Origin of the sequence: Streptomyces sp. 7-21 (assembly GCF_016741785.1) — a bacterium.
Taxonomy (GTDB): domain Bacteria; phylum Actinomycetota; class Actinomycetes; order Streptomycetales; family Streptomycetaceae; genus Streptomyces.
Genome location: NZ_JAERRL010000010.1, coordinates 48,016 through 71,273 on the forward strand (window position 1 = coordinate 48,016; position 23,258 = coordinate 71,273).

20 protein-coding genes and 4 pseudogenes are annotated in these 23,258 nt (G+C 71.8%); 11 read left to right on the forward strand and 13 right to left on the reverse strand.

The window, feature by feature from the left end; translation table 11 throughout:
* Positions 1-47: 47 nt before the first annotated feature.
* Positions 48-401 (reverse strand): annotated as a pseudogene (locus tag JK356_RS14435) (site-specific integrase); the annotation flags it as partial.
* 826 nt (positions 402-1,227) lie between these two features.
* Between JK356_RS14435 and JK356_RS14440 the strand changes: the two are divergent.
* The 6 genes and pseudogenes from JK356_RS14440 (at position 1,228) to JK356_RS14465 (ending at position 6,627) form a co-directional block, all read left to right on the forward strand.
* Positions 1,228-1,946 (forward strand): annotated as a pseudogene (locus JK356_RS14440) (helix-turn-helix domain-containing protein).
* A gap of 2 nt (positions 1,947-1,948) precedes the next feature.
* Positions 1,949-2,419 carry an NUDIX hydrolase gene (locus JK356_RS14445; RefSeq protein WP_201868248.1) on the forward strand — a complete coding sequence of 157 codons (471 nt, stop codon included), beginning with the start codon at positions 1,949-1,951 and terminating at the stop codon, positions 2,417-2,419.
* 266 nt (positions 2,420-2,685) lie between these two features.
* Positions 2,686-3,234, forward strand: coding sequence for a hypothetical protein (locus tag JK356_RS22555; RefSeq protein WP_374100655.1), 549 nt, complete (start codon positions 2,686-2,688; stop codon positions 3,232-3,234).
* 55 nt (positions 3,235-3,289) lie between these two features.
* A pseudogene (locus JK356_RS14455) lies at positions 3,290-3,724 on the forward strand (NUDIX hydrolase).
* A 63-nt stretch (positions 3,725-3,787) separates the two neighbouring features.
* Positions 3,788-5,326, forward strand: coding sequence for a P-loop ATPase, Sll1717 family (locus JK356_RS14460; protein ID WP_201868249.1), 1,539 nt, complete (start codon positions 3,788-3,790; stop codon positions 5,324-5,326).
* A 359-nt stretch (positions 5,327-5,685) separates the two neighbouring features.
* A complete protein-coding gene (locus tag JK356_RS14465) occupies positions 5,686-6,627 on the forward strand; it encodes a D-alanyl-D-alanine carboxypeptidase family protein (RefSeq protein WP_236671324.1) in 942 nt (313 codons plus the stop codon).
* A gap of 69 nt (positions 6,628-6,696) precedes the next feature.
* On the opposite strand, the pseudogene JK356_RS14470 reads toward JK356_RS14465, so the two are convergent.
* Both JK356_RS14470 and JK356_RS14475 read right to left on the reverse strand, forming a co-directional pair.
* Positions 6,697-7,387 (reverse strand): annotated as a pseudogene (locus tag JK356_RS14470) (glycoside hydrolase family 11 protein).
* A gap of 406 nt (positions 7,388-7,793) precedes the next feature.
* A complete protein-coding gene (locus JK356_RS14475) occupies positions 7,794-8,756 on the reverse strand; it encodes a YafY family protein (RefSeq protein ID WP_201868250.1) in 963 nt (320 codons plus the stop codon).
* 118 nt (positions 8,757-8,874) lie between these two features.
* Here JK356_RS14475 and JK356_RS14480 point away from each other — a divergent pair, with 118 nt between their 5' ends.
* Positions 8,875-9,426 (forward strand): DinB family protein, encoded by a 552-nt coding sequence (locus tag JK356_RS14480; RefSeq protein ID WP_201868251.1) that lies wholly within the window; start codon positions 8,875-8,877, stop codon positions 9,424-9,426.
* Between the two features lie 7 nt (positions 9,427-9,433).
* Here JK356_RS14480 and JK356_RS14485 read toward each other — a convergent pair whose 3' ends face one another.
* The 7 genes from JK356_RS14485 to JK356_RS14515 form a co-directional block, all read right to left on the reverse strand.
* Positions 9,434-10,168 carry a class I SAM-dependent methyltransferase gene (locus tag JK356_RS14485; RefSeq protein ID WP_201868252.1) on the reverse strand — a complete coding sequence of 245 codons (735 nt, stop codon included), beginning with the start codon at positions 10,166-10,168 and terminating at the stop codon, positions 9,434-9,436.
* A 72-nt stretch (positions 10,169-10,240) separates the two neighbouring features.
* Entirely contained in the window at positions 10,241-10,585 is a 345-nt protein-coding gene (locus tag JK356_RS14490) for a hypothetical protein (protein WP_201868253.1), read from the reverse strand.
* Between the two features lie 39 nt (positions 10,586-10,624).
* Positions 10,625-11,512, reverse strand: coding sequence for an STM4011 family radical SAM protein (locus tag JK356_RS14495; protein ID WP_201868254.1), 888 nt, complete (start codon positions 11,510-11,512; stop codon positions 10,625-10,627).
* Between the two features lie 7 nt (positions 11,513-11,519).
* A complete protein-coding gene (locus JK356_RS14500; protein WP_201868256.1) occupies positions 11,520-12,896 on the reverse strand; it encodes an STM4012 family radical SAM protein in 1,377 nt (458 codons plus the stop codon).
* Complete coding sequence (locus tag JK356_RS14505) at positions 12,893-13,699, reverse strand: STM4013/SEN3800 family hydrolase (protein ID WP_201868440.1); 807 nt, start codon at positions 13,697-13,699, stop codon at positions 12,893-12,895. The genes JK356_RS14500 and JK356_RS14505 overlap by 4 nt, the downstream gene beginning before the upstream one ends.
* 43 nt (positions 13,700-13,742) lie before the next feature.
* Positions 13,743-14,888: an STM4014 family protein gene (locus JK356_RS14510; RefSeq protein WP_201868258.1), complete on the reverse strand. Its 1,146-nt coding sequence runs from the start codon at positions 14,886-14,888 to the stop codon at positions 13,743-13,745.
* Positions 14,889-14,890: 2 nt separating this feature from the next.
* Positions 14,891-15,856 (reverse strand): STM4015 family protein, encoded by a 966-nt coding sequence (locus JK356_RS14515; protein ID WP_201868260.1) that lies wholly within the window; start codon positions 15,854-15,856, stop codon positions 14,891-14,893.
* 210 nt (positions 15,857-16,066) lie between these two features.
* Between JK356_RS14515 and JK356_RS14520 the strand changes: the two genes are divergently transcribed.
* The gene (locus JK356_RS14520; RefSeq protein WP_201868262.1) at positions 16,067-16,393 is read left to right on the forward strand and encodes a hypothetical protein; all 327 of its coding nucleotides are present in this window, start codon (positions 16,067-16,069) and stop codon (positions 16,391-16,393) included.
* A 9-nt stretch (positions 16,394-16,402) separates the two neighbouring features.
* Entirely contained in the window at positions 16,403-17,506 is a 1,104-nt protein-coding gene (locus JK356_RS14525) for a DUF6745 domain-containing protein (protein WP_201868264.1), read from the forward strand.
* Between the two features lie 62 nt (positions 17,507-17,568).
* On the opposite strand, the gene JK356_RS14530 is transcribed toward JK356_RS14525, so the two are convergent.
* From JK356_RS14530 to JK356_RS14540, 3 genes are read right to left on the reverse strand one after another with little or no spacing between them, the layout of a single operon-like run.
* Positions 17,569-20,133 carry an ABC transporter permease gene (locus JK356_RS14530; RefSeq protein ID WP_236671325.1) on the reverse strand — a complete coding sequence of 855 codons (2,565 nt, stop codon included), beginning with the start codon at positions 20,131-20,133 and terminating at the stop codon, positions 17,569-17,571.
* A 2-nt stretch (positions 20,134-20,135) separates the two neighbouring features.
* Positions 20,136-20,822, reverse strand: coding sequence for an ABC transporter ATP-binding protein (locus JK356_RS14535; protein ID WP_201868444.1), 687 nt, complete (start codon positions 20,820-20,822; stop codon positions 20,136-20,138).
* A 35-nt stretch (positions 20,823-20,857) separates the two neighbouring features.
* On the reverse strand, positions 20,858-21,109 hold the full coding sequence (locus JK356_RS14540) for a hypothetical protein (RefSeq protein WP_201868472.1): 252 nt from the start codon (positions 21,107-21,109) through the stop codon (positions 20,858-20,860).
* A 181-nt stretch (positions 21,110-21,290) separates the two neighbouring features.
* On the opposite strand from JK356_RS14540, the gene JK356_RS14545 reads away from it, so the two are divergent.
* Together JK356_RS14545 and JK356_RS14550 are read left to right on the forward strand one after the other, a co-directional pair.
* Positions 21,291-22,577 (forward strand): sensor histidine kinase, encoded by a 1,287-nt coding sequence (locus tag JK356_RS14545; protein ID WP_201868266.1) that lies wholly within the window; start codon positions 21,291-21,293, stop codon positions 22,575-22,577.
* Positions 22,565-23,221 (forward strand): response regulator transcription factor, encoded by a 657-nt coding sequence (locus JK356_RS14550; protein WP_201868268.1) that lies wholly within the window; start codon positions 22,565-22,567, stop codon positions 23,219-23,221. The genes JK356_RS14545 and JK356_RS14550 overlap by 13 nt, the downstream gene beginning before the upstream one ends.
* Positions 23,222-23,258 lie beyond the last annotated feature (37 nt).

Sequence of the window (23,258 nt, forward strand, 5' to 3'; positions counted from 1 at the left end):
GTGCCGCCCCGCGAGCCCGTTGCGTGCCCGATCGTCGGCGCGCCGTCCTTCGCCGCAGCCTCCCGCTCGGCACGCACACGGGCGTCGGGCCCGGCGGCGACCTGGCGCTGACGCTCCCGCGTCGAGTGCTGATAGATCAACGCGGCCTTCTCCGAGGACTGCCCCGCCCGGACCATCGTGTCCTTCAGCGTGGCACCGCTCTGCGTCGAAAGCGTGTGCCCCCTGTGCCGCAGGTCGTACCGGAAGTCATCCGGCAGCCCGACCTTGGCCCGGGCCTTGCGCCACTTCCTCCCGAAGGTGGACCGCCGGAACGGCTTGCCCTTCTCCCCCACAAACAGCAACCCGTCCGGCTCCTTCTCCGCGTACCACTCCAGATGCCGCCGTAAGTCCTTCGCCATAAAAAGCCGGCACACCGGGAGCGGCACGAGATGGGCATGCGGCTTCCTGACAGGCCAGGCTGAGTACCCGCCCCATGGCACAGGCCGCTTCGTGCCCGCACGTCCGGCACCCCTCCACGTGGTCGTCGAGCGCCGCCTGGAGCTGCATCACGTCCGCCGGGCGCGGATGTTCCGACACCTCGTGCCGAAGGTCCGCGGGGCGCGCCTCCCACTCCTGGCCCCCGCCAACAGGCCGGAGCAGTGCGAACGGGCCGCCCCGGCCCATGTACACGCCCAGGCGGTCGGTGGCCCGGTCTCGCACCAAGGAGCCGTAGAGCAAGGGCTGCCAGTCGCTCACCGGGACACCTCCGCGCCGTGAACCGGGCTGGTGCCCGCATCGACCCCGTACGAGGCCAAGCACAACGCCCGCCAGCTCTCCCGCCGCAACGCCCGCGCGCGCCGCTCCTCAGCAGAGAGCACGTACGGACGCACCAACTCATCACCGCCGCGCGGCAACACCAACGTCGGTGGGTCCACGGGGTTAACGGCTGTCGGGGAGCAGACCGCACGATGGCGCCCATCGGGAGCCGGAAAAAGACATTTCAGCCACGGCTCCGTCAGCCAGACGATAAAGTCCCACACGTCAGCGCTCCTCTACAGCGTTGGCCAAGCCCTCGGACCCGCCCGGTCGCGAAGTCCCTTCGCTGCGTGATGATCGCGTCGCTCATCAGGACGTTGGAACCTCGTCCCAACCCCACTTCGGGACGTCCCGCGTCGGGTAGAACGTCCCTAGTGCCGTCCCACGATGTGGAGAGAGACTGTGACGCCGAACGAGAGGCTACGAGCTGTCATGACGGCCGGAGGTTGGACGTACGCCCCCTCGCGGCGAAGGTCGATGTCGATCCGAAGTCCGTCGAACGGTGGGTCAACCTGGGCCGGATCCCGCGCCGGACCACGGCCATGCGGGCAGCTGAGACGTTAGGAGAAGACGTGCACGCCCTGTGGCCAGCGCTCCGCCAGTCCCGCCCCGCCCGCGCCATAAGCCCCGAACTTGTCGCGCTCTACGACCAGCGCGCCGACATCCCGGCGTCGGCGTTCGTGGACCTGATGACCCAAGCGAGCGAACGGATCGACGTGTTGGTGTACGCCGCCGTCTTCCTGCACGAGGCCTATCCTCGGCTGAACGACCTCCTGAAGGAGCGGGCCGCCGAAGGCTGCACCATCCGAATCGCCCTGGGCGACGCCGACAGCCCGAACGTCCGGCAGCGCGGCCAGGAGAAGCGTTTCGGGCACGGCATCGAGTCGCGTTGCCAGATTGCTCTCATGCACTACCGCCCACTCGTGGGAGTCGCCGGCATCGAGATCCGGACGCACGGCACGACCCTCTACAACTCCATCTACCGCGCGGACGACCAGATGTTCGTCAACGCGCACGTCTGGGGCGTCAACGCCTACGGCGCCCCCGTCTGGCACCTCCGCCGCAGCGGCGATGGCGGAGGGATGTTCGACACCTACGCTGGAAGCTTCGACGCGGTATGGGAGACAGCAAGCCCCGTACAGGAAGGCTGACGGTGACACGGACCGAGTACTACGACGACCCGAACGCGCCAAAGCCCCACAGCATGGTCGTCGCCGCCTCCGCCGTCGTCACCAACGAGGCCGGTCACATCCTGCTCCAACGGCGAAGCGACAGCGGCTTGTGGGCCCTCCCCGGTGGCGGCATGGAACTCACCGAATCCCTGCCCGACGCTGCCGTCCGCGAGGTCAAGGAGGAAACCGGACTCGACATCGAGATCACGGGCTTGGTGGGCACCTACACCGACCCACGGCACATCATCGCGTACAGCGACGGAGAAGTGCGCCGCCAGTTCAACATCTGCTTCACCGCCCGCATCACCGGCGGCGAACTCGCCATCTCCGACGAGTCCACCGCACTCCGCTTCGTCCCCCCGGACCAGCTTGGCGGCCTCCCCATGCACCACACCCAGCGTCTCAGGCTGGACCACTTCGTCCAGCACCGCGACCAGCCATACCTTGGATAATCATTTCATCTGACTACCTTTCATTGGATAATCGCTTCATGTCGGGACCAAAGCGACACCACTACGTATCGCAACAGCAGTTGCGATTGCACCCAGGGGCAGATCAAGTGCGTTGAACTGCCTGGCGAAAGGTACTATCGCCAGCCGGTCCGCAAGGCGGCGTCAATATACCACTTCAATCGGATCGAAGTAGGCGACGAATCCAGCGTCGCGTTAGAAGAGGCCTTGCGGCGCTTGAATCAAAGACCGCTCCATCACTCAAAGAATTGGCCAGTCCACGTCAGCGAAGGTGGCCAATTCCAAACGAGGTTCGCCTCAATGTCACCTTTCTCATTGCTGCCCATCACGTCCGCGTTCAAGCCAGGCGGAATGCCTTGAATGAAACAATGGCCATCTTTCAGCGCTATATCGACGGAAGCAGCGACGAAGTTGATCTCAATATCCCCCTCATCCACGCCGATATAATCCTGCCCCAACTCCCGAGTATCGCCGCAGAGATGTGCGAGCGATCATGGACTTCGGTCGATTTTAAGCGTCGCACGCTGGCAGTTTCAGATACGCCAGTAACGCCACTTAAGGATGATACGTGCGATGAGCGAACGGCTGCTGGACTCCGATCTCCTTGCGGAATTCTGGCACCTCTCGCACGCCGTACGGCCCTTGTCATCGATCCGTCCGAGGAAGAGCCTCGCGAGGACCGATGGTATCGGGCAAATACGCGGATTTCTAAGGCAGCGGTGATGGCGGCGGGAGTCCGGCACCTGCGATGGAGGCCAACGCGGTTCGGGACAGCAAGGCCCGTACCGAAAGGCTGACGGTGACACGAACACCGAGCACTACGACTACCCCAACGCGCCCAGGCCCAACAGCATGGCAGTCGCCGCCTCCGCCCTCGTCCCCAACAAGAACGGTCACATCTGCTGCAACCGCGACGCGACAGCGGCATGCGGGCCCTGCCAGGCGGAGGCATGGAGCTGACCTCATCACTGCCGGACGCGGCCGTCTGCGAAGTCGAGGATGAAACCGGGCTCGACATCGCGATCACAGGCTTGGCAGGCACCTGCACCGGCCCGCGCCGCCTCATGACCTACAGCGAAGAGAAGTACGCCGCCGGTTCAACATCTGCTTCACCGCCCGCATCACCGGCGGGAAACATGATCTTTGACGTCCACCGAACTTTGCTGTAGCCCTCCGGGGAAGCTGGCCGACTTTACCATGCACCACACCCAGCGCCTCAGACTGGAGCACTACCTCCAGCACCGCGAGCAGCATACCTCGGCTGACATACGCATAACTTACGCATAATCGCTGAGCGGACTGGGGATCCTTGGGATACTCACTCCATGAAGGCTAGCGGGAGGGGCAAGCATGACGGAGTTCATTCGGCTTTACTTCGGGCAGGCCGCAGCTGAACGAGAGGTCGCCTCAGATCCCGAACGTTTTCGTGAAACCTATTTCGACAGGTGGAATCTGGCAACACAAGTCTTAGAGCACGAGAAGTTCCTGATTCTCGGGCCAAAAGGATCCGGAAAAAGCGCCGCCGCACATTACGTGGCACTCTCCTGGAAAAAGAAATTCGGCAAAGAATCAGTCTTTTTCAAATCAGTAGACTTCGATGAACTAAATCGCACGCAAAGCCCTCTCTCATCTCTCGACAAGAACCTTGTATCTAGCGAGGTCACCTACCTGACCGATTCCGCCTGGAGACTCTTTATTGGCATCCGACTGCTGGAATCTCTCATCGAAGACAACGCATGCAACTTGGCCCGCGAGTCACAGGTCCTGAAGTTCATGGCCCAACTTCGCGAAGCGGGTCTCGCCTCAGATGATTACCCGCAGGTGCTGAGACGAGTACGAGAGAGGAAAGGAGGGATTCGCATCCCTTACCTCTCAGGCGAAGTAACCTCCAGGGAATCCGACGTGGTAAGCCGAGAGCAACTCGGTGAGGCAGTCGTCAACCTTATCCAGAAGGCAGATACACCCAATCGGCACCTGCTCGCAATTGACGGGCTCGATAAGGCAATCGGCGATAACGACAGCTATTGGCGCACAATGGCATCTTTGATCCGAGTGGGAGACGGGATCTGCCAGAGGCTGCTTGCAACGAGAAACAACAGCGCCTACGTGATGATCATGTGCCGAAGCGACGTCTTTCGGAGGATCAACTTCTCCGACGGGCCCAAGATTGCCGCCGATAGCGGAATTTATATGGACTGGGGTTCAGAACAGCAGGACGACCGCAGTGTTCTCCTTTGGGACTACCTCGCCGCAAAGGGAAAAATTGACAAAGATAGGCTACTGCAATTCTTACCTCGGTATGTCAAAGTGGGCTCTAGAAGAAGGATACCCACGACTAAGTACATTCTCGACTTCACTCGCTACACACCGCGAGATATAAGTCTGCTGTTCAAGTCCATCCAGCAGCATGCCAGCCCGTACCGCGAGCTGACCGGCCAGCAGGTCCGAAGCGCTGCCGACAGTTTCGCCCGCCAGCATTTGCTGAACGAGATCAAGTCAGAAGCAGCAGGACTTCTCCCTTCGACCGTCATTCAAAAGATTGAGAACATCCTGTCCGAACTTCCATCGCACAAATTTACAAGAGAACAGCTGGCCTCCGCGCTAAGCGAAGCAGAATTAGCGAACGAAGTATCCGTACAGCAGTTCTGGCGAATACCTCTTTCTGCAAGGGGCAATCGGGAACTACAGTCCAAGCAGCCAATATGTCCAGTTCTATCATCGTCGAGATACGGCCGGATACAACCGGCGCGGGCCGTGGATCCTCCATACGGGACTCACGTATGCGATGAATATTCCGTTCACGTCGTAGGCTGGATAGCGAGCACCTGCGATGCCCGTCGCAAGCACCATGGGCGACGAACCACGGTCATTAACTTTCTCCTGCTCTAGCAGAACAGCGCTTCGCGCGTTCATAGCGGTCACCCGGCTCTGCACCGGAGCCATTCGGGACCACGCTCGTCGCCACCCAGCCGGTCTGGCCGACGTCGGCCTCCGCGTGCCAGGGCGCCCCGCGTGCGCCGACGCGATCGGCGGACCGACTGGGCCGGACGCCGGAGGAACGAACGCTCGTGTTCCCCCTGCCACAGCGGCGGCGCGCTCAGAACCTGTTCTCTTGAGCGCTCGGCCTGGTAAGCCCCGCACCGGTCAGCCCACCATGCCGCTGCGCTGACGCCGGCAGACGGGCGCGCGGCCGTCGGGGAGCGGCGAGGGATAGTCTCAGTGCATTCAACGAACTGTCAGGAGTCGCCTTGCAATCCGGTATATCCAGGCGCCGTTTCGGGGCCACGCTGCTCGGTTCCGCCTCCCTCGTCGCCGCGCCCGTGCTGGCACCGAGCGCGCGCGCCGACTCGGTCTCCACGATGGCCGCCCCGAAGGTGTCGGCGTCGGGTGCCTATCTCTGGGACGTCACCGCGGGCAAACGGCTGATGGTCAAGAACGGCCCCACCCGGCGGCAGATGGCCAGCACGACGAAGATCATGACGGCCATCGTCGTCCTCAGCCAGAAGAACCTCGACCTCGACCGGCTGCTCACCATGAAGCAGGCCTACCGCAACTACGTCGCTGAGCAGGGCGCCAGCACCGCCGACCTGCGCAAGGGCGACAAGCTGACGGTCCGCCAGGTGCTGCACGCGATGATGCTGCCCTCGGGGTGCGACGCCGCGATGGCGCTGGCCGACCATTTCGGCAGCGGGAGCTCGATCCGGGCCCGCACCACCTCGTTCATCGGCATGATGAACCGCAAGGCCGAGGAGCTGGGGTTCACCAACACCCACTACGACTCGTTCGACGGCATCTCCCGCAACGGCGACAACTACACGACGCCGCGCGAAGCCGCGCTGCTGGCCAGTGAGGCGCTGAACTACAAGCCGCTGCGCGTGATCATGAAGCGGACCAGCACGGTGCAGAAGGCCACCAACGGCCGCACCTACACCTGGTACAACACCAACCAGCTGCTGGGCTCCTACGACGGCGCGATCGGCATCAAGACGGGCACGGGCACCGCCGCCGGGCCGTGCCTGGTCTTCGCCGCCCGGCGGGACGGCCGGACGGTCACGGGTGTCGTGCTGAACAGCGCCAGCGGCTCCGAGCGGTACACCGACGCGGCCACGATGCTGGACTACGCGTTCGGCACGCGCACGGCGCAGACGATGCGGCTGCGGTCGCTGCCGCCCGGCGCGCAGAACGACTAGCCCGCTGGGTCCGGCCGGCGGGAGGGCGGGGGCGCGCGGCGCTCCCGCCCCGTTGCCGGCGCGGCCCGCTCAGCTCATCCAGATGTTGGCGTAGCCGCTGCTCTGGTAACCCTCGGTCGCGAGGATCATGTAGTAGTTGAGGTTGCCCAGGTACATCCCGGCGCGGGCCCAGGCGTCGAAGTGGGCGCCCGTGTCGATGCTGCCGCTGGGCCGTCTGCCCTGGTTGACGCTCCAGAACTGCGGGAAGGTCCTCGTGCCTTCGACGGACGGCGCGTTGTACCGCATCGTCTGGTAGATGTCGTACGTGGCGCCGTTGCTGGTGATGGTGCCGCGCCACTCGCCGGTCTGGCCGGTAGGTGCCGTAGTTGTCGACGATGTAGTACTCGACGAGCGGGTTGGACGACCACCCGTACAGGCACAGGTAACTGTTGCCGCTGGGGCTGTAGTTACCCGACCAGTTCACGGTTCTTCGGCTGCCGTAGCTCCAGCCCTTGCCACAGACGAAGTTGCCGGTGTTGGTCCACTGGGTGGTGTAGTTGCCGCCGGCGCCGAGCGTCATGGACACCTGGCCGCCGCCGTCGGTCCAGAACGAGTAGAAGTAGCCATCGTGCATGCCGGTCTGGTTCTGGGTGATGGTCTGCTGGGCGTGCGCCGTGCCGGGCACGACCAGCGCCGAGGCGCCGAGCGCGAGGGCGCCGGCGCCGCCGAGAAGGCTGCGGCGACTCAGGGCAGGGGCTGGGATGGCGTGCTGCTGGGACATGAGTCCTCCTGGTTCGGGCTGACCGGGGAGCCGGGCAGGACACGGCACGGCCCGCCGGCCTGCTGGTGAGTGAGGGATCGGATCGTGCGGCGGCGGCGTCCCTTGCCGCGCGGCACGGAGTGAGCCGGTCGTCGTGCGCCCGACGACCGGTGTGACCAGGCGTTTTGCATTTACCTGGACATGCCAATCATGTTCGGGTCGACCCGTTACCTTGTCAACGGTTTCCGCAACGATTCCGGAAGGAAACATTCCTCCAAGCAACTCGCCGGTACGCCATGGTTGTTGCTGGTCACGTGCGCGTGGCGGAGCGCACCCGGCGGCCGGGCACGGGGGCTACCGGAACCGTGGGGCACCCCGGTACGGGCCGGCGCGCTGAAAAGTCTCGGAACCGTGCCGGGCGCCGCGCTCAGTCCGCCGTCGCGGCGCGGGCGAACCGGTCGGCGCACGTGCGGAGCCAGGCCCGCAGTTCGGGCGGGCCGACGACCCGGAAACCGGCGTCGAGGGCTGTCAGCGCCATGGCGGGCAGCTGGAGGGAATCGGCGGTCATGCGGACCCGGCAGCGGCCGGCGCCGGTCTCCTCGACCGTGCACCACTGCCCGATCCGCTCGCGCACGGCCCCGGCCGGGGCCTCGACCAGCACCTCCACCCGGTAGGCGCGGGGCGCGTTCTCCAGCCGGTCACGGACGAACGCGGCGGCGTCGGCGGCCGGCAGCTGCCGGGGGCGGAAGCGCACGCCGGTGGGACGGGGCGCGGCGAGGCGGTCGGTCCGGAACACGCGCCAGTCCTGCCGGTCCAGGTCGTACGCCACCAGGTACCAGCGGCGGCCGAGACGTACCAGCCGGTGCGGCTCGGTGTGCCGTTCGCTGCGGCGGCCGTCGGCGGCGGTGTAGGGGAAGCGGAGCCGCTCGGCGTCCCGGCAGGCCAGCGCGAGGGCCGTCAGCGCCTCCGCGCTGGTGGGCGCCGGCGGGCCGCCCCACTCGGCCGGCTCGGTCATCGCGGACAGCGCCTCGACCCGGCGCCGCAGCCGCGCGGGCATCACCCGCACCACCTTTGACAGCACCCGGACCGAGGGTTCGGCGATGCCCTCGACCGCGCCGTGGGCGGCGGTCTGGAGCCCGACGGCCAGCGCGACCGCCTCGTCGTCGTCGATCACGAGGGGCGGCAGCGCCGCGCCCGCGGCGAGCTGGTAGCCGCCGTCGGCACCGCGCCGGGCCGTGACGGGGTAGCCCAGGCCGCGCAGCCGCTCGATGTCGCGCCGCAGGGTGCGGACGGAGACGCCGAGCCGCGCGGCCAGTTCGTCGCCCGGCCAGAACCGGTGGGACTGGAGCAGGGACAGCAGCGTCAGGGTCCGGGCGCCGGTGTTGGCCATGCCGCCCATTCTGGCGTCGCTTTGCGGACAGGAACTGACCGCATGGCTTCCTAGCGTGATCGTCGACCGATACGGAACGCCCCCGGAGCGGGCGTTCCACGACGGAAGGCGGAACGACATGACCACGCGGACGGCCACAGCCGACGCCGCCCCTGCGACGGTGACGGGCGAGCACGCCGACCTGCTCCAGACGCTGGTCCATCACCGGCACCTGCTGCGCTTCACCACGCGCGGCCTCACCGACGAGCAGGCCGCCGCGCGCACCACCGTGAGCTCCCTGTGCCTGGGCGGCCTGATCAAGCACGTCACCGCCGTGGAGCGGATGTGGGCGGAGTTCCTCGTCCACGGCCCGTCCGCGATGGGCGACCTCGGCCACCTCCCCGAGGGTGGCCTGCCGCAGCGGGCCGACGAGTTCCGGATGCTGCCTGGCGAGACGCTGGCCGGCCTGCTCGACGGCTACGCGGAGAGGGCGCGGCGGACCGAGGCCCTCGTGGCCGCCCTCCCCAGCCTGGACGCCGCCCACCCGCTGCCGCGGGCACCGTGGTTCGAACCGGGCGCACGGTGGTCGGCCCGCCGGGTGCTGCTGCACCTCATCGCGGAGACCGCCCAGCACGCGGGCCACGCCGACATCATCCGGGAGTCGCTCGACGGCCAGCAGACCATGGCCTGACGGCCGCTCAAGACGCCGGGCTGATGGCCCGGAAATAGAGGAAGTTGGGCGTCGTCGTCAGCGCCGCGTACACCTTGGGGTCCCGTTCCCTGGCCTCGGGCAGCGGCATGGGCTCGACGAGCTGGTCGACCTGGAAGCCCACGTCCCGCAGCGCGGCGAACGCCTGGCTCAGCGGGCGCCGGTAGAAGCGCACTTCGTGAGGGCGCCCGCCGAGCTGCCAGGTATCCGTGACCAGTTCGGTCTGGAAGTAGTCGGGCCGGTCGAACCAGCGCCAGTCCTCGGCCGGGTGGTGGATGGACATCACCAGCGCCCCGCCGGGACGCAGCACCCGCCGCAGCTCGCCGAGCACCGGGCCCCAGTCCTCCAGGTAGTGCAGGACGAGTGAGGCGGTCACGAGGTCGAACGTCCCGTCCGGCAGGAAGTCCAGCGGCTCGGCCAGGTCAGCGCGGTGGAACCGGGCGCGGTCGCCGCTGGCGGCGCACCGTTCCCGGGCCAGCCGCACCATCGACGCGCTGGCGTCGATGCCGGTGACCCGGGCGCCGCGCTCCAGCAGGCTCTCCGCCAGGTGGCCGGCGGCGCACCCCACGTCCAGCACGTGGGCGCCGGCCACGTCGCCGGCCAGGCCGAGGATCGCGGGGCGGTCGTACAGCGCGTTGGCCACGCTCGATCCGGCGTGCGCGGCGTAGTCCGCGGCGAGTTCGTCGTACTGGTCCGGGTCCGGGCCCCCGGGCGCGTCCGCCATCGCCGCCGCTCCTTACGCTTCGCCTGCCGACGGCCCACCGTACCCGCCAACCGGGGCGCGGCGCACCGGATATCAGAAGTCCCGGTCGGCGGGCCTCGGCGCGGCGGCTGAGCCGGAGGCGAGGCAGACGACGCACTGGTCGTCCACGTACAGGTCCCAGTTGCCGACGCTGTTCTCGTAGCAGATCCAGTAGTTCCACAGGCCCGAGGCCCGGCCGTCCATGCCGACGGCACGGCACTTCTCGAACGACGGGTAGGTGCCCTGGTAGCTCGTGGACAGCGGCGCCGCCTCCTCTACGGCGGCCGGTGCGCTGCTGGCCGTGCTGCCGGTGCTGGCCGCACTGGCCGCCGGGACGGTCAGGCCGGTCGCGGCGAGCGCGAGCACGGCCGTGGCAGCGAGGCGTGAGATCCGGGGCATGAACCGCTCCTTACCTTGGTCTGGTGGGGGGAAGCGGGCTCAGCGTGCCGCGCCGGCGTTGGACGGACGTTGTGGCGGTGTTGGCCAGCCGGCCGGGATCCGTTCAAGGACGCCGCCGGCGAACGTGTCGTACAGCGGCAGCGATTCCAGGTGCACGTAGCCGATGTGGCAGTCACAGAAGGCCAGTGGGCAGGGGCGCGGGGCGAGGGCGGCACGGTAGCTGCCGTCGTAGAGGTTGCCCAGCGTGGCGCGGACGAAGTGGCAGCGGCGGACCGTGCCGTCGCCGTCCACGGAGATGACGGACGCGCCGGTGCGGCACGGCAGCCCGGCCGAGCGGTGCGGGTGGCGGCTGTAGGGGAAGAGCGGGTCGATCGCCGTCCAGGCGTCCGCCTCGGCGTCGGTGTAGACGTGCCCCTCGGCGGCGTTGACCCATAGGTAGACGTGGGCGGGCAGGTCGGCGCGCAGCCGGCGGGCGTGCGGCAGGTGCGCGGGGAGGCCGACGATGCCGGTGCTGAAGCGGACGCCCCGCGCGGCCAGCTCCCGTGTCCTGGTGAGGAACCGGTCGTACGGCGTCTGGCCGGGGTGGTAGGTGCACCACAGCGCGACGGTGCCGAGGTCGGCGTCGGCCAGCCAGCCGGTGCGGCAGCTGAGGTTGGTCTGGATCGCGACGCGCGCGACGTGCGGCTGGTGCGACAGCTCGACGAGCGCCCGCCGGTACCAGGAGCGGACCAGGCCCTCGCCCCAGGGCGTGAACAGCACCGACAGCCGGTCGCCGGTCTGCGCCGCCGCCCAGGCGGTGAAGCGTTCCAGGGCGGCACGGTCGGCACGGAGCGTCTCGGGGGTGTCGCGCCGCTTGGCGAACGGGCAGTAGGGGCAGTCGTAGTCGCACGAGGCGAGCGGCCCGCGGTAGAGGATCGTCAGGTCCACGGCGGCTCTACCTCGGCTCGTAGGCGGCCATCGCGGCCCGCACCTCGGGGGAGAACAGCGCCGGTCCGAGGGCGTCGGAGTAGGCCAGGCCCTCGGGGGTCAGGCGCAGCACGGGCCCCGCGCCGTCGCCGGCCGCCCGGTCACGGGCGTCGGTATCCAGCCAGCCGCGGGCGGCGAACTCGGCGAGCTCGGCGGGGAAGTCGTCGCGCGGGTCCGTGCCGAACCGCGCGCGGTACTCCGCCACCGGCATGCCCTGGGCCTGGAGCAGTGACTGGAGCAGGTGGCGGCGGCGCGCCTCGTCCTCGTTCAGGTAGCGGCCGTGGCGGGCGCGGGTGAAGTCGCCGGTGGCGATGTAGGCGTCGATGATCGCGCGGACCTCGCGGGCGCCGACCGCGTACTCGAACGAGTAGTGGAGCGCGGAGGTGTAGGAGCGGGCGCCGCAGCCCAGGCCGATCATGCCGTCGGTCTGGCAGGCGTAGTCGGCGGGGCCCTGCGGCGGCGCGTCGGCGCGGCGGAACATCCGCATCGACACCTGCTCGTAGCCGTGGGCCAGGAGGTGGTCCCGGCCGGTGCGGTAGAGGGACAGCCGCTGGGCGTCCCAGTCCTGGCCGGTGCGCGCGCCGTGACGGGCCAGGCCGGTGAGCGGCCGCACGTACAGCGGGTAGAGGTACAGCTCCTCCGGCCGCCAGGCGAGCGCGGCGTCGAGCGACCGCAGCCAGGTGGCCGTGGTCTGGCCGTCGATGCCGTAGATCAGGTCGATGTTGAGGACCGGGATGCCGGCGTCGCGGATCCGGCCCAGGGCGGCCTCGACGTCGGCGCGGCGCTGCGGGCGGACGGCGGCCCGCGCCTCCTCCTCGACGAAGCTCTGCACGCCCAGGCTGAGCCGGGTCGTGCCGCGCTCCGCGAGCACGGCGAGCCGGTCGGCGGTGGCGGTGGCGGGCGACGCCTCCGCGGAGAGCGGTATGGCGCGCAAGTCGGCGCCCATCCGCCGCTCGGCGATGTCGCACAGCCGGTGCAGCTCGGCGGCGGTCAGGAAGGTGGGGGTGCCGCCGCCGAACGCGGCGGTGGCGAACCGCACGGGGTCGGCGTCCCCGAGCGCCTCGCGGACGGCGGCGGCCTGCCGGTCGAGGGCGTCGAGGTAGCGGCCGGTCAGCCCGTCAGGGGCGCCGGTGCGGGTGAAGAGGTTGCAGAAGCCGCAGCGGACCTCGCAGAACGGGACGTGCAGGTAGAGGGAGAGCGCGTCCTTGGGTTCGCCGCGCCAGATGTCGCGCAGGGCGGGCCGGTCGGGCAGCGGGCGGTAGGCCGTCTTGTGGGGGTAGGCGTAGACGTAGCTCTGGTACGGGCGGACCGTGGCGGGGACGGGCGCGGTGACGGGGGAGTTCATGCGGACGGCTCCAGGAAGAAGTGGGCGTACGGCACCGTCCACACCACCTCGTGGCCGAGGCGGTGGCCGGTGTAGCCGTCGTCGCCGTAGGCGGTGCCGTGGTCGGCGCAGACGATGGCGAAGCAGCGGCGGCGCGCGCGGATCGCCGCGAACAGGCGCTCCACGTGCCGGTCGACGTACTCCAGGGCGGCGGCGTGGGAGGCGCGGGTGTCGCCGCGCTCGGCGGTGGCGCCCGGCTCGTAGAACCAGTTGGGCTGGTGCAGCGCGGAGACGTTCACGAAGAGGAACAGCCGCCGCTCGGCGGGGAGGCGGGCGATGAGGTGCTCGGCGCAGGCGATCTGCTGCTCGAAGGAGGTGGGGGACGCGACGCCGAACCCGGGCTCCCAGTGGCTCTCCTGGAACAGGCCGGGCAGCACGCCGCCGAGCGCGCCCCGCTTGTTGAAGAACCCGGTGCCGCCGATGCACGCGGTGTGGTACCCGGCGGCGGCGAGGCCGGAGACCAGGTCGGGGGTGTCGAAGACGTACGTGCCGCTGGCCGTGGTCTCGCTGCCGGCGAACCGCGCGGCGAACAGCCGGGGATGCGGCCCGGGAGCGGCCGGGGTCGGCAGGTAGCCGGCGAACATCGCCTGGTGGGAGGCGTAGGTGAAGCTGCCCGGGGCGTGCCGCTTCTCCCAGGCGCCGCCGGGCAGGTAGCGGGCCAGGTGCGGGGTACGCCCGGCCGCGGCGAGTTCGGCGGCGACGTCGTACCGCAGGGTGTCCAGGGTGAGCAGGAGCAGGTCGTCGCGGCCGACGATCTCGTTCATGTCCGGGTTCATGCTGGGGTTCAGGTCGGGCAGCGGGCTGGTCTCAGGCGGTCGCATGGTGGCTCCTGGCGTGGTGCTCACGCCGCGGCCGGACCTGCCGCGGGTGCCGCCGCTGGCGCACGGCGGCGACCTGGGCGGCGTAGGTGTCCAGACCCTCGGCGCCGCTGCCGGGCAGGCCCGTCAGGCCGGGCAGCAGGTCCCCGAAGGCGTTGACCTCGGCGACGGCGAACCGCTGCCAGCCGACGGCCGGGAGGAGATCGACGCCGACGCACAGCGTGCCGGGGAAGCACGCCGCGGCCCGTTCGGCGGTCTCCAGGGCCGCCGCCCAGTTCTCTCCTGCCGCCGCGACGGCGGCGGCCAGGTCGCCGCGCTGCCCGCCGAGGTGGAGGTTGGTCATCGGGGAGCGGCTGGTGCGCACGACCGCGTGGGTGGCGCGGCCCGCTACCACGACGACGCGGAGGTCCGCCGCGCGCCCGTCGCCGAGCGACGCCTTGGGCCACCACCGCTCGACGTGCAGACGCTCGGGAGCCAGAGCGTCGACCAGGGCGGCCACCTCGCGCTCGCCGGTGACGCGGCGCACCCGCAGCGAGTTGTGCAGGGCGCCGCCGGCGGCCGTCTCGACGGAGGTCGTCGCCCGGACCCGGCCGCGGCCCGCCGTCTCCACGGCCACCACGCCCGACGCGGACGACCCGTGCGCCGGCTTGAGGAACACCCGCGGCATGCCGTGCGCCTCCATCAGCGACCGCACGTCCTCCCAGCCTCGCACTGCCGTGCCGCCGCCGGACGTGGGCGACTCGGGGACGGGCACCCCGGCGGCGGCGAGGACGCCGTGGCAGCGCCGCTTGTCGAACAGGACGTCGAGGTCGCCCGGGTCGTCCAGGCGTACTCCGCCGCGCAGCGTCCGCACCGCCGCGGTGAAACGGGCGTACCAGCGGGGGCCGCCCTCGACCCGCGTCGGGTCGTCCACGCCGCGCAGGATCCGGTCCACTTCGGCGTTTTCGCCGGGCGAGTCGATGCGCACCGTTTCGCCGGACCCGAAGCCGGCGCCGTCGTCGCGCAGCACGTCCGTCCACGGCACGACGCGCGGGGCGGGCAGCCCGGCCCGGCGCACGGCGCGGGTGAACAGCGTCACCCGGCGGTTCTCCGGGTTGCCCACGACGGCGTACCGGTCGGTGGGGCCGTGGTGCACAGTTACTCGCCGACGGCCACGAAGCGGTGGATTTCATCGTCCCACTCGTGCTCCTCGGCTTCCTCGTCGAGGTAAAGGGTGACGCCGGCGCCTTCCAGCGCGTCCCGGAAGCGCTGCCGCACCGGCTCGCTGAGGAAGTTGTAGTCGAGGTCGAGCGTCTTCAGGTGGGTGAGCGGCTGGCCGCTGAGCAGGGCCGTCGCCCCCTCGTCGGTGAGGATGCCCATGGACAGGTCGAGCGTCTTCAGCTGGGCGACGATGGGCGCGGACGCCATGGCGGCGGCGATCTCGTCCTCGTAGTCGCTGTTGCACAGCGCCAGGTGGCGCAGGCGCGGCAGCCGCGTGCCCTGCAGGATCGGCGCCAGGTCGGCGATCTCGCTGTCGCCGCCGTAGTCCGCGGTACCCAGCCACAGCTCGAGGTACTTCAGGGCCGGGAAGTCGCTGGCGGCGATGGCGCGCACGACGCCGGCGGGCAGGCCGCCGGTCTCGACGACTAGCGAGCGCAGCCGCTGGTGCGTCACCGGGTGGAATTCGAGCCTGTTGCCGCCTCGGACGCCGAATTCCTCCAGCTCCGGGAAACCCTCCAGCAGCGGGGAGACCAGGCCCTGCTCAATCCAGGAGATCTCGTACTCCTCGGGCGCGATGTCGCCGAGGAACAGGGCGCGGAGCGACGGGAGCTGGTCCCGCGCCGCAAGGAGTGTCTCGATCACCTTGTCGGGCCGGCAGCTGACGTCCTTCGTCCATAGGCCGACGACGATCGCGCGGACCTGGCTGAGGTCCACGGTGTCGGCGAAACGCTCGAACACCTGCTCCCAGTCGAGCAGCGGTCCCGTGCCGTACGGCGGGGTCGATATCCGCCATGCCACGGCATCGGCTGCCGGGAGCCGGGCGCCCTTTGTGCCCGGCTCGGTGAAAGGGAAGTCACGGACCTTCAGTCCGTAGAACGTTTCCAGGTGATTCACTCTGCCCATGCCGCTGCCGCTCCTGACTGGCCGTTTTGCAGGTACGCGGATCTTTGTAACACCGGTCACTGACACCGGCCGCAGGCGGGGCTTTGTGAGAGGGCGTCAGGCCGCTGCGGCGCGCGGCCGGAGGGCCGTTGTCAGACCCCCGGCCTACCGTCGGTCACGACGCGGCGTCACCGGGCGGCGCGTCACGACGGAACCGGAAGGGGGACGGGTATGTACCGGCAAGGGGACGTGCTGATCGTGCCGCTCGCACCAGAGGAGGTGCCGCCACAGACGCGGGACGCGCACGAGGAGCCGCGGGACGGCCGCGGCCGGATGGTGCTGGCGCTCGGCGAGGTGACGGGGCACGCGCACGCCGTGGTGGGCCCGGGCCGGCTGCTGCGGGAGCCGGGCGGCTCGGGGGCGATGCTGCTCGAACTTCCCGGCGGCGGCCGGCTGGTGCACGAGGAGCACGCGGCGATCACACTGCCGAAGGGCTGGTACCGGGTGATCCGGCAGCGGGAGTACGTGCCGGGCGCGGTGCGGCTCGTGGCGGACTGAGGAGGCGGGATGACCAGCGTGACCAGTCTGGCCGGCGAGCCCGGCCGGGCCAGCACAGCAAGCACGGGGAGCGGCGGCAGCGGCGGCGCCGGGGAGGAAGTCGCGCGGTGGCGGCTAGTCGCCACCGCCACCGGCCCGGCGGACCGCGCGGCCGCGGCGGCGGGCGTGCGGCAGGCGTACCGGCAGGCGGGGCTGCGGGAGCCCGAGCGGATCGAGTGGGCCGCCTCGCCCCGGGCAGCGGTGCGGCTGCTGCGGGCGCAGGACGGGCCGTTCGCGCCCGCCGCCAGGGGCGCCAGCGTGCGGGGCGCGGTGCGCGACGCGCCGTGGGCGTCGGAGCGGGAACGGCTGCGTGCCCGGCTCGGCCCCCGCGGCTGGGCGCAGTGGTGGGGCGCGACGGGCGCCGCGCTGTGGGAGAGCACGGAGCAGCTGGTGAGCCGGGTGCGGGCCGGCCTGGTCGAGGAGGTGGCCGAGGACGCGGACGACGAGGCGGCCGTCCGCGTGCTGCTGCTCGACGCGGTGCGCGGGCAGCACGACGCGGCGTGGCTGTGCGCGTTCGGCGCGGGCGGGGACTCGCCGCTCGCGGGGCTCGGTGCGGTGGCCCGCGCGGCGGGCTGGTGGTGGCCGTACGAGCGGCTCGCGGTGGTGTGCGAGCGGCCGGTGGAGCTGTACCGGGACGAGGCCGGCCGTCTCGACCGGAGCGACGGCCCGGCCCTGGCGTTCCCCGACGGCTTCGCGCTGCACGCCTGGCGCGGCATGCCGGTGCCGGGCTCGTTCCTCGCGGAGCTGGCAACGCTCACCCCCGAGCGCATCAGGGACGAGGAGAACGCCGAGCTGCGCCGCGTGATGCTGGAGCACTACGGCTACGACCGCTACCTGCGCGAGTCGGAGGCGCAGCCGGTGCACCGCGACGAGACGGGGGTGCTGTGGCGGGTGCCGCTGTCTGGTGACGAGGACGTGGTGATGGTCGAGGTCGTCAACTCCACGCCCGAGCCGGACGGCACGCGCCGCACGTACTGGCTGCGGGTGCCGCCGGGCACCCGGACCGCCAGGGAGGGGGTGGCCTGGACGTTCGGGCTGGCGCCCGAGGAGTACGCCCCGGTGCGGGAGACCTGACGGGCCGCGGCAGGTGCCTGGTCCGGCGCCTGCCGCGGCGGCCCGCCGGCCCGCCGTGGCCGTCAGCCGCGTTCCGCCAGGGCGTGTGCGGGAGGGGTGCGCAGCGCCCGCCGGACGGGAAGTTCGGTGGTGAGGAACGCGACGGCGGCCACGGTGGCGGCCGCGGCGAGCGGCAGCCACACCGGCCCGGCGGGCCAGGGCCGGTCCAGGAAGCCGATGCCCAGCAGCGCCAGCGGCACGGCGGAGAGCGCCAGGCCGGTGAGCAGCGCGGCGGCGCTCATCACCGCGGCCTCGCGCCGCGTCATCGCCAGGATTTGCCGCGGGGTGGTGCCGGTGAGCCGCAGCGTGGCGATCTCGTGGCGGCGCTGTGCGGTGGTGGCGATCAGCTTGTTGGCGATGCTGAGGAGGAGATAGCCGAGCAGGACCACGACGACGGCGAGGTTGATCCACACCTCCGGCGGCACCTCGTCCCGGCCGCCGGCCACCGTGCTGTCCGCGGTGCCGGCCGGCTCCACGGTCAGGCCGGGCCGGGACGCGGCCAGCGCCCGCAGGCCGCGCAGCGCTTCCTCGGTGCCGTCGGTGCGCACCAGGATGCGCTGGTGCAGGGAGGTGGTGGTGTGGCCCTCGGCCAGGTCGGCGGAGAGCGCGACCGCGCCGAAGCCGAGGCCGCGTTCGTAGACGGCGGCGACCCGCGCCTCGACGGCGGCGCCGTCGCCGAGCACGAGCTGCACCCGGTCGCCGACTCCCACGCCCGCGGCCCGGGCGGCCTCGGTGCTGACCGCCACGGTGTCGCCGGTCAGGTCCGCCAGGCCGCCGGACCGCACGCCGAGGTCGAGGACATCCGCGGCGGCGGGCGTCAGGATCAGCGCGGACTCCGCTTCGACGGTCTCCTCGCCGAACTGCACGGAGGACCACAGCACGGTGGTGTCGCTGACGGGTGCCGCCGACCGCACGCCCTCGGTGGCCCGCACCGCCCGCAGGGTGTCGTCGGTCAGGCCGCCCAGTCCGTCGGCGGTCAGGCGCGCCTCGGCGAGCGTGCCGTCGCTGACGTCGCGCTGGGAGGCGGCCATCACCGTCGTCTGCGCGTACACGTACGTCAGCACGAACACCACGGCCATGGCGAGGGCGCTGACGACACCGGCGAGCCGCAGCGCATAGCCGCGGATGTTGGCCACCGCCAGCCAGGACGGCGCGGAGACGCCGGGCCGCAGCCGCCGGGCCAGCAGGTCACCGGCGCCGCGGAGCAGGGCCGGCCCGGCCAGCGCCAGGCCGATGGCGCCGGTGATGCCGGCGATCGAGGTGGCGGACGCGCCCAGCACCGTGCGGGACAGCAGCGGCACCACGGACATGGTGGTCGCCGCGAGGATCAGCAGCAGCCCGGCGTTGACCCGCAGCCGCGAGGGCGTGCGCGGTTCGGCGCGCGACTCGGCGACGGCCTCGGTCGCGGGCATGCGGGAGGTGCGCCACGCCGCGCCGCGCGCCGACACCTGGACCGCGAGGACCAGCAGCAGCACGGTGGCGAGCGCGGGCAGCGGGCTGACCGTCAGCGGCAGCTCCGCGGGGATGACGCCGCGTGCGCTGAGCATGCCGCGGAACCGTTCGGCCAGCCAGTAGCCCAGGGCCACGCCCGGCACGAGCGCCACGCCCGCGACGACGGTCGCCTGTGCGGCGGCGAGGCGCCGGATCTGCCGCGGCGTCGCGCCGACGGCGCGCATCAGGGCGAGTTCACGCCGCTGCCCGGCGACGGCCACGGCCAGCGCGCCGGCCGTGACGAAGCCGATGACGAGCAGGACGACGCCGGCCAGCGATCCGGCGAGCAGGATGAGCAGGGAGCGGGCCGCCGCCGCGTCGGGCGCCGCGGCCTCGCCGCGGTCCGTGCCGGTGGCCACCACCAGGCCGGTGCCGCGCAGTTCGTCCCGGACGGCGTCGGCGACCTCCTCCCCGGCGCCGGGCTCGGTGCGCAGGCCGATCAGGTCGACGGTGCCGGCGCGGGGTCCCTCGTCGCGTCCGGCCAGGCGCATGGCCGTGTCGTCGGCGACGTACACGCCGGGCACCGGCGCGGCCACGACGGCCGTGACCCGGTAGTCCCGCGGCTGCCCGGCGGCGGCCACCGTCACCTCGTCGCCCGGCCGCACCCCCGCCGCGTCCGCTGTGGCGGCGTCCAGGGCGACCTCGCCGTCCCCGGCGGGCGGCGTGCCCTCGACGGCGTCGCCGCCGTCCTCCAGCAGCCGCACCGAGGACCAGCCGTGCCCGGCCGTCCGGGGGTCGCCGCCGGGCACGACGCGCCCGTCCCCGGTCACGACGGCGGCGGGGAAGGAGACGTCGCCGACGGCCGCGGTCACGCCCGGCAGCCCGCCCAGCTGCCCGACCAGCCGCTCCGGCACGGGCCGGCGCTCGGGCAGCGCGAGTGGCAGGTCCCCGCTGGGGCGGAACGTCTGGTCGGCCGCGACGACGACGTCGGCGCCGCCGAGCCGCCCGGCGGGCAGGTGGGACCGCCACCCGGACTCGGCCAGCACGCCGGTCGCCGTGATCATCGCGGCCCCGCCGAGGATCGCGCAGGCCACGGCGAGCATCGCGCTGACCCGGTGCCGGACCATCGGCACCGCCATCGGCAGCAGGCGCGGCATGGTCATCCCTTCCCGAGCGAGACGAGACGGTCGGCCAGGTCGGCGGCGCTGGGCCGGTCCAGGGTCTCGACGATCTGCCCGTCGGCCATCACCAGCACCCGGTGCGCCCGCGCCGCGGCCGCCGGGTCGTGGGTCACCATCACAACCGTCTGCCCCAGGTCGTCCACGAGCCCGCGCAGCAGGTCCAGCACCTCGTGGGCGGTGCGCAGGTCCAGCGCGCCGGTCGGCTCGTCGGCGAACACGACGTCGGGCCTGGCGGCCAGCGCCCGCACGATCGCCACGCGCTGCTGCTGCCCGCCGGACAGTTCGGCCGGACGGTGGGTCAGACGCCCGCCGAGGCCGACTCGTTCGATCAGGGTGCGCAGCCACTCCCGGTCCGGGGCGCGGCCGGCGAGCCGCAGCGGCAGGGTGATGTTGTCCTCGACCGTGAGGGAGGGCACCAGGTTGTAGGACTGGAAGACGAAGCCGAGGCGCTCGCGCCGCAGCTCGGTCCTGCGGGTCTCGTTCAGCCCGGTGATCTCGCGGCCGCCGACGGTGATGCTGCCGGAGGTGGGGACGTCGAGGCCGGCGGCGCAGTGCATCAGCGTGCTCTTGCCGGAGCCGGAGGGCCCCATCACGGCGTAGAACGTGCCGCGCTCGACGGTGAGGGAGACGTTCCGCAGCGCGTGCACGCCCCCCGGGTAGGTCATGGACACGCCGCTCAGGGCGATGGCGGGCGTGGCGGTCACCGCCGCCCCCGCAGGTGGTGCGCGACGAGGGCGACGACGCACGCGGCGGTGACGGCCCCGCACGCGAGGTGCACGGCCACGGCGGCCCCGGCGGCCGAGGCGACCGTGTTGCCGACCGCGCTGACCACCAGCACTGCCCAGAGCGCCGTGCGCAGCGCGCCGCCACCGCCGGCGGCGGGCGCCGTGCCGTGCTGCGGGTGCGCGAGGGAGTGCTGGGGGCCGCCGGCCAGGCGGTAAGGGTCGGTCATGTCCTGCTCCGGATCGCTGGGTTGAGCGTTGTACTGCCGCGGTGTGGCCCTCACGCTAGGTGCGGCACCCCTGCCGCGCCGATCCCGCCAGGTGCCGGATCCGGGGTACAGCAGGCTGTACCGAGGGGCAGGATGAGCGCGGACTCCCGCACGGATTAGGGTCGCGGTCGCGGGAGGGTGGATGACGACCCACGAACACGATTCCGCCGGAGCGCGATCGCTGGTGCGGCGCGGCGACGTGCGCGCCCTGTCGCGCCAGGCCGCCGCGGGTGCGCTGACGGCGCTGGAGCGGCTGGCGGGCGGCACGGGCACGGCGGTGCTGGCGCTGCTGCTGCTGGGCTGGCTGCTGGTGGTCGCCGTGCTGTGCGTGCTCGGCGTGGGGGTGCTGCTCGCGCCCGCGGCGGTGCGCGCGCTGCACACGCTCGCGGACCGGGAACGCGACCGGCTCAGCCGGTGGGGTCCGCAGCTCGTCGGGCCGGACGCGCCCCCGGCCCGGCTGCGCCCCGCCCTGGCGCACCCCACGGTCCGGCGGGAGCTGCGCTGGCTGGTCCGCCACGCCACGCTCGGGCTGCTCACCGGCCTGGCTGGCCTGCTGCTGCCGCTGTTCGCGGTGCGCGATCTGACGTTCCCGCTGTGGTGGCGGCTGGCGCCTGCGGACGCGTCCATGACCTCCCTGGGGTTCGGGACGGCGGACGGCTGGCCCGAGGCGGTCTCCGTCGGCCTGATGGGCGTGGGCTGGGTCGCGATCATCGTGGGTCTGGCCCCGGCCATGGCGCGTGCGCAGGCCAGCCCGGGGCGGCGGCTGCTGCCCGCGGGCGCGGAGACGGACGTGGCGCTGCGGATCGCGGAGCTCACCGCCAGCCGGGCCGCCGCCCTCGACGCGCACGCGGCCGAGCTGCGCCGCATCGAGCGGGCGCTGCACGACGGCACGCAGAACCGGCTCGTCGCCGCGACGGTGCTGCTGGGCGCCGCCCGCCGCATGGTGGAGCGCGACCCGTCCCAGGCCGGCGAGCTGCTGGAGCGCGCGCACGGCGCCGCCGAACAGGCCCTGGCCGAGCTGCGGTCGGTGGTGCGCGGCATCCTGCCGCCGGTGCTGGCCGACCGGGGCCTCGCCGGCGCGCTGACCGGCCTGGCCGCCTCGTGCCCGGTGCCGTGCCAGCTGGACGTCGACGTGCCGGCCCGCTGCGCCGCGTCCGTCGAGGCGACGGCCTACTTCGCCGTCGCCGAGGCGCTGACCAACGTCGCCAAGCACAGCGGCGCCAGCCGCGTCACCGTGACGGTGCGGGCCCACGACGGCCGCCTGCGGCTGCGCGTGGCGGACGACGGCCGGGGCGGCGCTGCCGAGGACGGCGGCTCGGGACTGGCCGGGGTGCGCCGCCGGGTGGCGGCGCACGACGGCACGCTCACCGTGACCAGCCCGCCGGGCGGGCCGACGACGCTTGAGGTGGAACTGCCATGCGGATCGTGATCGCCGAGGACGACTCGCTGCTGCGCGAGGGGCTCGCGCTGCTGCTGCGGGCCGAGTCCTTCGAGGTGGTGGCCGCCGTCGGCACGCCCGACGAGGTCCTGGCCGCGATCGACGAGCACCGGCCCGATGTGGCGATCCTCGACGTGCGGATGCCGCCGACCCACACCGATGAGGGCATCGCCACCGCCGTGGAGGCCCGGCGCCGCCAGCCAGACCTGGCCGTGCTGGTGCTGTCCGCCTACGTCGAGCAGTCTTTCGCTACGGAGCTGCTCACCGGGGGCGCCGGCCGGCTCGGCTACCTGCTCAAGGAGCGGGTCGGCCGCGTCGAGGAGTTCGTGGACGCGCTGCGGCGGGTGGCCGGCGGCGGCACGGCGATCGACCCGGAGGTCATCGCCCAGCTGTTCACGCGCAGCCGCGCGGACAGCCGCATCGACCGGCTCACTCCCCGGGAGCGGGAGGTGCTGGCGCTGATGGCCGAGGGCCTGGGCAATGCCGCCATCGCCAGGCGCCTGGTCGTGACCGACGGCGCCGTTCACAAGCACATCCGCAGCATCTTCGCCAAGCTCGGTCTGTCCCCCGCGGACGAGGTGGACCGCCGCGTCGCCGCCGTGCTGCGGTACCTGGACGACGTCCGCCGCCGCTGACCCGGCCCCTCGCGCAGCACCGTCCCGGGCCGGCCGG

Excerpts from the sequence above, each read along its gene's own strand:
- JK356_RS14460 (WP_201868249.1), top strand. The coding sequence starts at position 3,788 with ATGACGGAGTTCATTCGGCTTTACTTCGGGCAGGCCGCAGCTGAACGA.
- JK356_RS14475 (WP_201868250.1), bottom strand. The coding sequence starts at position 8,756 with ATGGCCAACACCGGCGCCCGGACCCTGACGCTGCTGTCCCTGCTCCAG.
- JK356_RS14480 (WP_201868251.1), top strand. The coding sequence starts at position 8,875 with ATGACCACGCGGACGGCCACAGCCGACGCCGCCCCTGCGACGGTGACG.
- JK356_RS14485 (WP_201868252.1), bottom strand. The coding sequence starts at position 10,168 with ATGGCGGACGCGCCCGGGGGCCCGGACCCGGACCAGTACGACGAACTC.
- JK356_RS14490 (WP_201868253.1), bottom strand. The coding sequence starts at position 10,585 with ATGCCCCGGATCTCACGCCTCGCTGCCACGGCCGTGCTCGCGCTCGCC.
- JK356_RS14500 (WP_201868256.1), bottom strand. The coding sequence starts at position 12,896 with ATGAACTCCCCCGTCACCGCGCCCGTCCCCGCCACGGTCCGCCCGTAC.
- JK356_RS14505 (WP_201868440.1), bottom strand. The coding sequence starts at position 13,699 with ATGAACGAGATCGTCGGCCGCGACGACCTGCTCCTGCTCACCCTGGAC.
- JK356_RS14515 (WP_201868260.1), bottom strand. The coding sequence starts at position 15,856 with ATGGGCAGAGTGAATCACCTGGAAACGTTCTACGGACTGAAGGTCCGT.
- JK356_RS14520 (WP_201868262.1), top strand. The coding sequence starts at position 16,067 with ATGTACCGGCAAGGGGACGTGCTGATCGTGCCGCTCGCACCAGAGGAG.
- JK356_RS14525 (WP_201868264.1), top strand. The coding sequence starts at position 16,403 with ATGACCAGCGTGACCAGTCTGGCCGGCGAGCCCGGCCGGGCCAGCACA.
- JK356_RS14530 (WP_236671325.1), bottom strand. The coding sequence starts at position 20,133 with ATGCCGCGCCTGCTGCCGATGGCGGTGCCGATGGTCCGGCACCGGGTC.
- JK356_RS14535 (WP_201868444.1), bottom strand. The coding sequence starts at position 20,822 with ATGACCTACCCGGGGGGCGTGCACGCGCTGCGGAACGTCTCCCTCACC.
- JK356_RS14540 (WP_201868472.1), bottom strand. The coding sequence starts at position 21,109 with ATGACCGACCCTTACCGCCTGGCCGGCGGCCCCCAGCACTCCCTCGCG.
- JK356_RS14545 (WP_201868266.1), top strand. The coding sequence starts at position 21,291 with ATGACGACCCACGAACACGATTCCGCCGGAGCGCGATCGCTGGTGCGG.
- JK356_RS14550 (WP_201868268.1), top strand. The coding sequence starts at position 22,565 with ATGCGGATCGTGATCGCCGAGGACGACTCGCTGCTGCGCGAGGGGCTC.